Annotated in this window: 10 protein-coding genes; 5 read left to right on the forward strand and 5 right to left on the reverse strand. The window is 68.9% G+C overall.

The window, feature by feature from the left end:
- The first annotated feature begins 141 nt into the window (after positions 1 to 141).
- From der to COC42_RS14475, 3 genes are all read left to right on the forward strand, one after another.
- Complete coding sequence (gene der / locus COC42_RS14465; protein WP_096343978.1) at positions 142 to 1,488, forward strand: ribosome biogenesis GTPase Der; 1,347 nt, start codon at positions 142 to 144, stop codon at positions 1,486 to 1,488.
- Complete coding sequence (locus COC42_RS14470; protein ID WP_096343979.1) at positions 1,485 to 1,688, forward strand: sulfurtransferase TusA family protein; 204 nt, start codon at positions 1,485 to 1,487, stop codon at positions 1,686 to 1,688. Before der ends, COC42_RS14470 begins: the two co-directional genes overlap by 4 nt.
- Before the next feature lie 71 nt (positions 1,689 to 1,759).
- Positions 1,760 to 2,182: an Hpt domain-containing protein gene (locus COC42_RS14475; RefSeq protein WP_425442856.1), complete on the forward strand. Its 423-nt coding sequence runs from the start codon at positions 1,760 to 1,762 to the stop codon at positions 2,180 to 2,182.
- Between the two features lie 179 nt (positions 2,183 to 2,361).
- Here COC42_RS14475 and COC42_RS14480 read toward each other — a convergent pair whose 3' ends face one another.
- Positions 2,362 to 3,537, reverse strand: a complete 1,176-nt coding sequence (locus COC42_RS14480; protein ID WP_096343980.1) for an acetyl-CoA C-acyltransferase — start codon at positions 3,535 to 3,537, stop codon at positions 2,362 to 2,364.
- Between the two features lie 19 nt (positions 3,538 to 3,556).
- Entirely contained in the window at positions 3,557 to 4,009 is a 453-nt protein-coding gene (locus COC42_RS14485) for a MaoC family dehydratase (protein ID WP_096343981.1), read from the reverse strand.
- 98 nt (positions 4,010 to 4,107) lie between these two features.
- On the opposite strand from COC42_RS14485, the gene COC42_RS14490 reads away from it, so the two are divergent.
- Entirely contained in the window at positions 4,108 to 7,071 is a 2,964-nt protein-coding gene (locus tag COC42_RS14490) for an L-glutamate gamma-semialdehyde dehydrogenase (RefSeq protein WP_425442857.1), read from the forward strand.
- A gap of 45 nt (positions 7,072 to 7,116) precedes the next feature.
- Here COC42_RS14490 and COC42_RS14495 read toward each other — a convergent pair whose 3' ends face one another.
- The 3 genes from COC42_RS14495 to COC42_RS14505 form a co-directional block, all read right to left on the reverse strand.
- Positions 7,117 to 8,337, reverse strand: coding sequence for an argininosuccinate synthase (locus COC42_RS14495; RefSeq protein ID WP_096343983.1), 1,221 nt, complete (start codon positions 8,335 to 8,337; stop codon positions 7,117 to 7,119).
- 38 nt (positions 8,338 to 8,375) lie between these two features.
- On the reverse strand, positions 8,376 to 9,680 hold the full coding sequence (locus COC42_RS14500) for an MATE family efflux transporter (RefSeq protein WP_096343984.1): 1,305 nt from the start codon (positions 9,678 to 9,680) through the stop codon (positions 8,376 to 8,378).
- Positions 9,681 to 9,761: 81 nt separating this feature from the next.
- On the reverse strand, positions 9,762 to 10,340 hold the full coding sequence (locus tag COC42_RS14505; protein ID WP_096343985.1) for a hypothetical protein: 579 nt from the start codon (positions 10,338 to 10,340) through the stop codon (positions 9,762 to 9,764).
- A gap of 142 nt (positions 10,341 to 10,482) precedes the next feature.
- Here COC42_RS14505 and COC42_RS14510 point away from each other — a divergent pair, with 142 nt between their 5' ends.
- Positions 10,483 to 11,598, forward strand: a complete 1,116-nt coding sequence (locus COC42_RS14510) for a GNAT family N-acetyltransferase (RefSeq protein ID WP_096344233.1) — start codon at positions 10,483 to 10,485, stop codon at positions 11,596 to 11,598.
- Positions 11,599 to 11,624 lie beyond the last annotated feature (26 nt).

Consider the following 11,624-nt stretch of genomic DNA (forward strand, 5'->3'; position numbering starts at 1 on the left):
CCTGTCGCATCGGCGTCCGATGCGTTAGTGCAAATCCTCCGTGCTCCCGCAAAGTCGGGAGCCTAGAGCCGCAGGCGAGCCGCTTGTGACCCTGGGCTCCCGCCTTCGCGGGAGCACTCGCGTTTTGACCGAAAGCCCCTCATGCCGCTTCCCACCATCGCCATCATCGGCCGCCCCAATGTCGGCAAATCGACGCTGTTCAACCGGCTGGTCGGCAAGAAGCTGGCCTTGGTCGACGACCAGCCCGGCGTGACGCGCGACCGGCGCGAGGGCGAGGCGAGCCTGCTCGGCTGCGACTTTCGCGTCATCGACACCGCAGGGTTCGAGGATGAGGATGCCGCCAGCCTGCCCGGCCGGATGCGCCAGCAGACCGAGGCGGCGCTGCGCGAGGCCGATGTCGCGCTGTTCCTCGTCGATGCACGCCAGGGCCTGACCCCACTTGACGAGGAGGTCGGCCGCTGGCTGCGCGCTGCCGACGTGCCGGTCATCCTCGCCGCAAACAAGGCCGAGGGACGGCTCGCCGAATCGAGCATCTACGAGGCGATGGCATTGGGCTTCGACGACCCGATCGCGCTGTCGGCCGAGCATGGCGAGGGGATCGCCGACCTGTTCGATGCGCTGCGCCCGTACATCGATCGCCCGGACCTCGAGGTCGAGATCGACGATCCCGAAAGCCCCGACGCGCCGCTCAAGCTGGCGATCGTCGGCCGCCCGAATGCTGGCAAGTCGACGCTCATCAACAAGCTCCTGGGCGAGGATCGGCTGATCACCGGGCCGGAGGCGGGAATCACCCGCGATTCGATTGCCGTCGACTGGGAATGGCAGGGTCGGCGCGTCCGCCTGATCGACACCGCCGGCATGCGCAAGCGCGCCAAGGTGCAGGAGAAGCTGGAGAAGCTGTCGGTCGCCGATGCCCTCCGCGCGATCGATTTCGCCGAGGTGGTCGTCATCCTGCTCGACGCCACCAAGGGCCTCGAGGGCCAGGACCTCAAGATCGCCGACAAGGTGATCGCCGAGGGGCGGGCGATCATGATCGTGCTCAACAAATGGGACGTGGCCGAGAACGCCTCCTACCTGTTCAACGGCGTCAAGCAGGCGCTCGACGACGGCCTTGCGCAGGTGAAGGGCGTGCCGCTGCTCACCGTGTCGGCGGCGACGGGCAAGGGCCTCGACACGATGCTCAAGGTCGCGTTCGAGACGCGCGAGGCGTGGAGCCGGCGCGTCTCGACCGGCTCGCTCAACCGCTGGTTCGAGCGCGCGATCGAGGCCAACCCGCCGCCTGCGCCCGGCGGAAAGCGGATCAAGCCGCGCTACATCACCCAGAACAACACCCGCCCGCCCAGCTTCGTGCTGTTCGGCACGCGCGTCGATCTGCTCCCCGAAAGCTATCGCCGCTACCTCATCAACGGCCTGCGCCGCGAGTTCGATTTCGGCGCGGTGCCGGTGCGGCTCAACCTGCGCGCGCCCAAGAACCCGTTCGACCCATGATCGAGGTAGATGCGCGGGGGCTGCGCTGTCCATGGCCGGCGCTGCGCGCGGCGCGGGCGTTACGCGAGGCGGCGGCGATCGAGGTGCGCGCCGACGACCCCGCCGCCGCGCGCGAACTCGCCGCGCTTGCCGCCGCGCAAGGACTTGGTTTCGAAGCGATCGCGCCCGACCTTTTCCGTATCGGGTCTGCCGCTTCGTAACCGCTCTTTTACCGCCTAAAGGCTAGATCAGGTGCGTGAAAGCCCGCGCCGCGGGCGTGGGAGGCGCGAAGATGACGATGTCGGTCGACGACCGATCGCTGGTGAACTGGCCGAGCTATGCCCAGGCGCGTGCCGAACTGGGCGCCAATTTCGTGCGCATTCTCGGTTATTTCCGCGAAGACGGGCTGAAGTCGGTCGATGCGATCGAGGCGGCGATGCGCGCCCGGTCTGCCGTGGCCCTTGTCGTCCCCGCTCACACGCTGAAGGGCGAGGCGCGCCAGTTCGGCGCCGACCCGCTCGCCGACCTCGCCGAAACGATCGAGGTCGCGGCGCGCGACTGCGTCGAGCGCCGCGACGCGCCCGACCTGATTCTCGAAGCGGTCGTCAAGCTGCGTCCGCTGTTCGAGCAGACGCTGACGCTGCTCGAGCGCGAGGCCAACCCGCTGGTGTTGCGCAAGCCCGGCGGGGGGTTCGGGCGGCGCGCCGCAGTTTGAGGTCCTAGCTCGCAAATAATCCGTTCGTGCCGAGGACCGGCGCAGTCGCGCATCGAAGGCTCGTATCGAGGCATTGCGCCTGACCCAAGTCCTTCGACACGCGACTTCGCTATGTCGCTGCAGGGTACTCAGCCGCTACTCAGGATGAACGGAAGGGGTTGGATCCCCTCCCGTCCGGCTCAAAGAACTTCGAACAGGCCGGCCGCACCCATGCCGCCGCCGACGCACATCGTCACGACGACGTACTTCGCACCGCGGCGCTTGCCCTCGATCAGCGCGTGGCCGGTCATCCGCGCACCCGACATGCCGTAAGGGTGGCCGATCGAGATCGCGCCGCCATTGACGTTCAGCAGCTCGTTCGGGATGCCGAGCTTGTCGCGGCAATAGAGCACCTGCACCGCGAACGCCTCGTTGAGCTCCCAGAGGCCGATATCGTCCATCTTGAGGTTGAAGCGCTCGAGCAGCTTGGGGATCGCATAGACGGGGCCGATGCCCATCTCATCGGGCTCGGTGCCCGCCACCGCCATGCCGACATAGCGGCCGAGCGGGGTGAGGCCGTGGCGCGCCGCGACGCTCTCCTCCATCAGCACGCTTGCCGAGGAGCCGTCCGACAGCTGGCTGGCATTGCCCGCGGTGATGACGCCGCCGGGCAGCACCGCCTGGAGCGCGGCCAGCCCCTCGGCCGAGGTGTCGGGGCGATTGCCCTCGTCCTTGGAAAGCGTGACTTCCTTCTGGCTGACTTCCTTCGTTGCCTTATCGACGACGTTCATCGTCGCGGTGACGGGGACGATCTCGTCGTCGAACTTGCCTGCGGCCTGTGCGGCGGCGGTGCGCTGCTGCGACTGGAGGCCATATTCATCCTGTGCCTCGCGGCTGATGCCATAACGCTTGGCCACCGTCTCGGCGGTCTGGAGCATCGGCATGTAGACGTCCTTGTGCATCGCCAAGAGCTCGGGATCGGGGGCGATGCGCATCTGCGGCGTCTGGACGAGGCTGATCGATTCGACGCCGCCGCCGACGACCACGTCCATGTTGTCGACGACGATCTGCTTGGCGGCGGTGGCGATCGCCATCAGGCCCGAGGCGCACTGGCGGTCGACGGTCATGCCGGCGACGCTGACGGGCAGGCCGGCGCGCAGCGCGATCTGGCGCGCGACGTTGGTCGACTGATGCCCCTGCTGCAGCGCGGCGCCGATGATGACGTCGTCGACCTGAGCGCCCTCGATCCCGGCGCGCTGGACCGCGGCCTCGACCGACTTGGAGCCGAGCGTCTGCGCGGGCAGGTTGTTGAACGCGCCGCGATAGGCGCGGCCGATGGGCGTGCGGGCGGTGGAGACGATGACGGCGGCGCGCATGGCAGTTCCTTCTGGTCGTTCAAACGAAGATATGGCTGATCCATTCGGCGATGAGCGCGGGCTTTCCCTCGCCCTCGATCTCGACGGTGAATTCGGTGGTCTGCTGCCACTGGCCCCGCCGCTTCTCGGTGAGCTCCAGCAGCTTGAAATGGCCGCGTACGCGGCTGCCGGAGCGGACGGGCGTCAGGAAGCGGACGCGGTTGCCGCCATAGTTGACGCCCATCTTCGCGCCCGCCATGTCCAGCCCCTCGGTCCGCTCGGCCAGCAGGGGCATCAGCGAGAGCGTGAGGAAACCATGGGCGATCGTGCCGCCGAACGGGGTCTGCGCCGCGCGTTCGGGGTCGATATGGATGAACTGACGGTCGCCGGTCGCCTCGGCGAAAGCGTCGATCATCGCCTGATCGACGCGCACCCAATCGGACGTACGGACCGTACCGACCTCTTTGGCGCGCTGTTCGATGGCGACGGGCATTCCCTCTCCGCAGGCTTTGGCGCATATCGCGCGCCATCATCTAGTGGCGAGGCGGGCGTGCTCGCAAGCCCAAAGAAACCGGAAACACGAAAATGCAGATGGCCCTAACGTCACCCGCCCGAGATGCGCTGGCAAAGCTGCACCGCGCGAGCGAACCCGATGTTCTAAAAGTGCTGCTCGACCGTGCGCGACTGACCCCCGATTCGCGCGAGCGGGTGCTGGGCCATGCCGCCGGGCTGATCGCCGACCTGCGCGCGGCGCAGACGAAGGGGTGGGTCAATCAGTTCCTCCAGGAATATCGCCTCAACTCGTCGGAGGGCGTGGCGCTGCTCAGCCTCGCCGAGGCATTCCTGCGCGTGCCCGATCCGGAAACCGCGGACCTCTTGATCGCCGACAAGCTCGGCGACGCCGACTGGCGATCGCACACGGGCAAGTCGAATTCGGCGCTGGTCAACTCGGCGACCTGGGGCCTCGTCGTCGGCCGCGCGCTGGTGGGCGAGGGGGCGGCGGGCGCGCTCAAGCGGCTGATCGCGCGCGCGGGCGAGCCCTTCGTGCGGCAGGCGGTCGGCGCAGCGATGCGGATGATGGGCGAGGTCTTTGTGATGGGCCGCACCATCGACGAAGCGATGCGGCGGATGCGCAAGCCCGAGAACCGCGGCTTCACTGCCAGCTTCGACATGCTGGGCGAAGCGGCACGAACCAAGGCCGATGCCGAGCGTTATTTCGAGGCCTATGTCGGCGCGATCCGCGCGGTCGGCAGCGATCCGGCGGCGGGGCATTCGGTCAGCGTCAAGCTGTCGGCGCTCCACCCCCGGTACGAGGTCGGCCAGTGGGACACGTGCGTCCCCGAACTCATCGACATGCTGGCGCAACTCGCTACCGAAGCGGCGGGGCGCGGCATCGCGCTGACCGTCGATGCCGAGGAGAGCGAGCGGCTGGAAATGAGCCTCGAGATCATCGGCGCGGTCGCGCGCCGGCCCGAGCTTGCCGGCTGGGACGGCTATGGCATGGCGGTGCAGGCCTATGGCAAGCGCGCGCGCGCCGTCATCCGCTGGGCCGATGCGCTTGGCCGGATCATGAACGTGCGGCTGGTCAAGGGCGCCTATTGGGACAGCGAGATCAAGCGGACGCAGGTCGAGGGCCTGTCCGACTATCCGCTGTTCACGCGCAAGGCGGCGACCGACGTCTCCTATCTCGCCTGCGCGCGCGACATGCTCGACGCGGTGCATATCCGCCCGGCCTTCGCCAGCCACAATGCGCTGACCGTCGCCACGATCCTCGAATGGGCGGGGGATTCGCGCGACTTCGAGTTCCAGCGGCTGCACGGCATGGGCGAGGGCCTTTACGAGCGGCTGGTGCGCGAAGAGGGCTATCACTGCCGCATCTATGCGCCGGTCGGCGGGCACCGCGACCTCCTCGCCTATCTGGTCCGCCGGCTGCTGGAGAACGGCGCGAACTCCAGCTTCGTCCACCAGCTCGCCGACGAGCATCTGACCGACGAGGAGCTGCTCGCCGATCCGGTCGAGAAGATCGCCGAGGTGGGCGGCACGCGCCACCCGTCGATCCCGCTGCCCAAGGACCTGTTCGGCGCGTGGGGCAACAGCGAGGGCATCGACCTGTTCGACCGCGCGATCCTGAAGACGACGGCGGATGCGATCGCCGTAGCGCCGGTGCCGCATGTCGGCACGGCCGGCGGCAGCGAGGTCGGCCTCGCCATCGCCAAGGCGCAGGGGGCGTTTCCGGCATGGAATGCGCGGCCCGTGGAAGAACGCGCTGCGATCCTCGAACGCTATGCCGACCTTCTCGAAGCGAACCGGATCGAGCTGATGGCCTATGCGGTGAAGGAGGCGTTCAAGACGATCCCCGACGCGCTCGGCGAAATCCGCGAGGCGGCCGACTTCTGCCGCTACTATGCGATGCAGGCGCGTGGAATCCTCGGCCTCCGCGTGCTGCCGGGGCCGACCGGCGAGCGCAACGAGCTGCGCATGGGCGGGCGCGGTACCTGGGCGACGATCGCGCCGTGGAACTTCCCGCTCGCGATCTTCACCGGCCAGAACGTGGCGGCGCTGGTGACGGGCAACACTGTCGTCGCGAAGCCCGCGCCGCAGACGCCGGGCATCGCTGCGCGTGCGATCGAACTGGCGCATGAAGCGGGTGTCCCCGCCGACGCGCTGGTGCTCGTGACCGGCGGGCCGGAGGTCGGCGCGGCACTGACGGACGATCCCCGCATCGCCGGCGTCGCGTTCACCGGCTCGACCCCGACTGCCAAGAGGATCGCACGCTCGCTGCTGGAGGGCGAGGACCGCCCGATCGTGCCGCTGATCGCCGAGACTGGCGGCGTCAACGCGATGATCGTCGATTCGACCGCGCTCCCCGAACAGGTGGTGGCGGACGTGGTGACGAGCGCCTTCCGCTCGGCGGGCCAGCGCTGCTCGGCGCTTCGCCTGCTGATCCTGCAGGAGGAGATCGCAGAGCCGATCCTCGAGATGCTGAAGGGCGCAATGCAGCTGCTGCGCGTCGGCGATCCGGGCGACCCGCGCACCGATGTCGGGCCGGTGATCGACGATGCCGCCTATGAGAAGCTGATGGCCTATCGCGAGAGCGTGCGCAGTCAGTGGATCGCGACGATCGACGTGCCCGCCGAGGGCCGCTTCGTGCCGCCGACTGCAATCCGCCTTAACGCGATCGAGGAGCTGAACACCGAGTGGTTCGGGCCGCTGCTCCACGTCGCCACCTGGCCCGCGGGCGAGCTCACGAAGACCATCGAGCGGGTCAACGCCAAGCGGTTCGGGCTGACGATGGGCCTGCACAGCCGCATCGCCCGCTCGGCCGAGATCGCCGAGGCGAAGGCGCATGTCGGCAATCTCTACATCAACCGCTCGATGATCGGCGCGGTCGTCGGCAGCCAGCCGTTCGGCGGCGAGGGTCTGTCGGGCACGGGGCCGAAGGCAGGCGGGCCGAACTACCTCCCGCGCTTCTGCGCGGAGCGGGCAGTGTCGGTCGATACGACCAGTGCGGGCGGCAATGCGTCGCTGCTCAGTCTGGATGAAGGGGGGATCTGATCGGGCGTCCGCCGCCCCGGCATCAGGCCGGGGCGGCGGTGCGGCTCAACCCTCGCCGCGGCGGCCGAGCAAACGCAGCCGCAGCGCGTTGAGCTTGATGAAGCCCGCCGCATCGCGCTGGTCGTAGGCGCCGGCATCGTCCTCGAACGTCACGACCTTTTCACTGTAGAGCGTGTTCGGCGACTTGCGGCCGACGACGTACGCGCCGCCCTTGTAGAGCTTCAGCCGGACCGTGCCCGCGACCTTTTCCTGGCTGTGGTCGATCGCCGCCTGCAGCATCTCGCGCTCGGGCGCGAACCAGAAGCCGTTGTAGATGAGCTCGGCATAGCGCGGCATCAGCTCGTCCTTGAGATGCGCAGCGCCGCGGTCGAGGGTGATCTGTTCAATGCCCCGGTGCGCGAGGGCGTAGATGGTACCGCCCGGCGTCTCGTACATGCCGCGCGACTTCATGCCGACGAAGCGGTTCTCGACGAGGTCGAGGCGACCGATGCCGTGCTTGCGGCCGAGCTCGTTGAGCGCCGCCAGTAGCGTGGCCGGGCTCATCGCCTCACCGTTGAGCGCGATGCCGTCGCCGCGCTCGAAGTCGATGGTGATGAACTCGGGGGCGTCGGGCGCATCCTCCGGGTTCACCGTCCGCGAATAGACGTAATCGGGCACCTCGTCCCATGGATCCTCGAGCACCTTGCCCTCGGACGAGGTGTGGAGGAGGTTGGCGTCGGTCGAGAAGGGGCTCTCGCCGCGCTTGTCCTTGGGCACGGGGATCTGGTGCGCCTCGGCAAAGGCGATCAGCGCGGTGCGGCTGGTGAGGTCCCATTCGCGCCACGGGGCGATCACCTTGATGTCCGGGTTGAGCGCATAGGCCGACAGCTCGAACCGGACTTGGTCGTTGCCCTTGCCGGTGGCGCCGTGCGCGACAGCGTCGGCGCCCACCTCGGCGGCGATCTCGATCAGCCGCTTCGAGATGAGCGGGCGCGCGATCGAGGTGCCGAGGAGGTAGAGTCCCTCATAGAGGGCATTGGCGCGCATCATCGGGAAGACGAAGTCGCGGACGAACTCCTCGCGCAGATCGTCGATATAGATGTGCTCGGGCCGGACCCCCATCAGCTCGGCCTTGGCGCGCGCGGGTTCCAGTTCCTCGCCCTGGCCGAGGTCCGCGGTGAAGGTCACGACCTCGCAATTGTAGGTCTGCTGGAGCCATTTGAGGATCACGCTGGTGTCGAGGCCGCCCGAATAGGCGAGGACGACGCGCTTGATCGGGTCGGACATGGCGTAGACTCCAGAATGCTTGGGGATCGCGCGCGCCTCTAGGGCGAGGGGGACAGGCGGCGCAAGAGGCCGCGCCAGTAGAGGCCGAGCGCGAGCGCCCGCCAGGCATAGCCGAGGAGCAGCGCGAGCCACACGCCGCTCGCGCCCAGCGGGCGGAGCGCGAGGTCGGTGGCGACATAGGCCGCGGTCGAGAGGAGCGCGGCGTTGCGGAGCGCCCGGCCCGCCGTCGCGCCGATGAACACGCCGTCGAGCAGCCAGGCGGGCGTGCCGATGAGCGGAACGATGGCGACGAGGGGGAGGAGCCCGGCGGCGACCGCGCGGACCTGGGTGCTGGTGGTGAGCAGGGCCACGAACGCCTCGCCGCCGATCGCGATGGTGAGCGCGAACGCGGCGGCGGTGCCGAGGCAGAACTCGCCCACCAGCCGCACCGCGCGGAGCATCCCCGCCCGATCGCGCGCGCCGATTGCCGCGCCGACCCGCGCCTCGGCCGTGAAGCAGAAGCCATCGAGCACGAAGGCGCTGACCGCGACGAACTGCATCAGCACCTGCTGCGCCGCGAGCGTCTCCGCGCCCAGGCGTGCGCCGGCATTGGTGAACCAGGCGAACAGCGCGAGCAGCGCGAGGGTGCGGATCATCAGGTCGCGATTGACCGCGAACAGCCGCGCGAGCGCCGCGCGGTCGAACAGCCGCGCCGCCTCGCCCCGCCAGCCGCTGCGGGTGACGCCGAGCGCCGCGACCACCGCGATCCAGTCGGCGGCGGCGGTCGCGAGCCCGACCCCGCGTACCCCCCAGCCGAGCGCCCATACGAACCACGTCGTCAGCGCGACATTGGCAAGGTTGAGGATAAGCTGGATGCCGAGCGCCGCGCGTGTCCGCCCAAGCCCCAAGAGCCAGCCATTGGCGGCATAGAAAGCGAGCGCCGCGGGCGCGCCGAACAGCCGCGCGGTGACATAGGCGCGCGTCGCCTGATCGAGCGACCCGCCGCCCGCCATCAACGCCAGCGCGGCGGGCACGATCGCGAGCTGGAGCACGAACAACGCCGCCCCCACCGCCCCGCCGAGGATCAGCCCGCGCCGCAGCAGGGCCGCCATCTCCGCCCCGTCGCCCGCCCCGCTCGCCTGCGCGGTGAGGCCGGTCATCCCCATGCGCAGGAACCCAAACGCCCAGAAGAGAAAGTTGACGATCGTGGTGCCGAGCGCCACCGCCGCGAGCGCCGTCGCGTCGCCCGTCCGCCCGATCACCGCGGTATCGACGATCCCGACCAGCGGCACCGTCGCCTGCCCCAGCATGATCGGCCACGCCTGAGCCAGGATCGCGCGGCGGGTTAGGGACGGGGCGGGCATGGGGTCGGTTAGGGGGTGGCGAGGGGTGGGTAAAGCGGCATGGAAAAAGTGATTTAGCTGGCGATCGGCCGTGCGGGCTCTCTACTCGGCGGGTGTTCGCTCGTCGCGTTCCAGCCGGTTCAATCGTCCCCTCGGTGCGATAGTCGGCGTTGGGCGCCGGTCGCACGCGGGATCGGGGGCGAATGCGAACCAATGAACGGTCGTGCGCTGGAGCAGCAGCCGCTGCTGCTTGCCGGTTCCATGGTCGATCATCACCGCCTCGAACCGGCCGGTCGTTGACAGGACGGCATGCCAGTCGGTCAGCGGCGTGCGGATGCCCGCGCGCGCGGCGTCGGTGTAATGCGACTGGATCCAGGCCGGCTCGACCTGGGCAACAACGTTTTCGCCCGCCATCACGTTGACGAAGGTGGTCCCGGCATATTCCTCAACCGACCAGCTACCGTCGGCGGCCGCTTCGCCCCAGCCTACCCGGATCGGACTGCCGCGCCGTATTGCCTTCAGAAGATGCCCGCGGTTGCCTGACAGCGCTTCGCCTTCCGGCCCGTTCACGAAGAGCAACCGCCACTGCGAGGCCGTTTCGCACGCGGCAAAAGCGATTGCCGGGTTTAACGCCAAGAAAAGGATCAGAATGATCTTGAAGGCTAGGCCGCGTGACATCATCCCACCCCTCCATTCGCCCTGTCCTTGCCGGCTTTGAACCCATATGTCGATCCTACGTAGTGCGCGGGCTCATGAAGGGCGGGGCATGCCCCATGCATCCCTCTCCACCACTTGCTAACCCAATCCCGCTATGCCGCCCGCGATGACCAAGCCGATGTCGCTCGCCGAGTTCGATCGCCTGCCGCCTGCACACAGCGTGGAGGCCGTGGTCGGCCTGTCGGCGGCGATCGATGCCGTGGCGGAGCGCGCGCGGGCGACGCACCGGTTCCTGCGCTATGGCTGGTTCGCGGCGGCGCTGGCGGCCTATGGCGGGTCGGCGCGGACGCTGACCGTGACGCGCGAGGGGCAGGCGGTCGCCACGCTGCCCATCGTCGCGGCGGGGCCGTCGCTGCTCAAGCTCGTCGCCGTGCCCGGCTGCTATTGGCCAATGCGCAGCTTTCCCGTCGCCGAGGATGCCGGGGTGGAGGCGGGCGAGGTGCTGCTCGATGCGCTGGGGCGCGAGGCGCGGGCGTTGCGGCTCGGGCCGGTCTATGACGACGATCCGGCGCTCGCGCTCCTGCGCGCGGCTGCGGCGTCGCGGGGGTGGCGGGCGATGCCGCGCGATGTCGCGCCGAGCTTCCTCCTCGACATGGCCGCCAAGGACGAAGAGGGGCCGTTCCCGAGGCTCTCGACGCTCAAGAAGAACCGTTTCCACGAAAAGCATCTTGGCGCGCATGGCGCGCTCGACTGGTCGTTCGTCAGCGGTTCGGACTGGAACGAGGGGGCGTTCGACGCGCTCGCCGCGGTCGAGGAAGCGAGCTGGATCGCCGAGCGGACCGACGGCCGCGATGCCAAGTTCACGCGCACCGGCCACGGCGCGTTCTGGCGCGCCGCCGCCGCCGATCCGGTGCTGGCGGAGATGATGTGGGCCGCGGTGCTCCGGGTCGAGGGGCGGCCGGCGGCGTTCAGCTTCGACATGAATGTCGGCGACCTCAAATACGCGATCGCCAACAGCTATGTCCCCGATTACGCGAAGAATTCGCCGGGCAAGCTTCTCTACTACCGCAACCTCGTCCGCGCGCGCGAGGATGGCATCCACCGCGTCGATTGGGGCGCAGGCGACAGCGGCTACAAGCGGGTGATCGGGGCAGAGCCGGGGCCGATGATCCGCGATTGGCTGTTCGTGCGGCCAGGCCTCGCCTCCGCCGTTGCGCGGTTCGTGGAGCAGCGCTGGACGGTCAGCGGTCAACGGCAGGTCGACGGCGAAAGGCCCGTCTAGCGGGCGTCACAAAGCCTCTATAGGCT

The organism is Sphingomonas spermidinifaciens (assembly GCF_002351485.1).
Lineage (GTDB): Bacteria > Pseudomonadota > Alphaproteobacteria > Sphingomonadales > Sphingomonadaceae > Sphingomonas > Sphingomonas spermidinifaciens.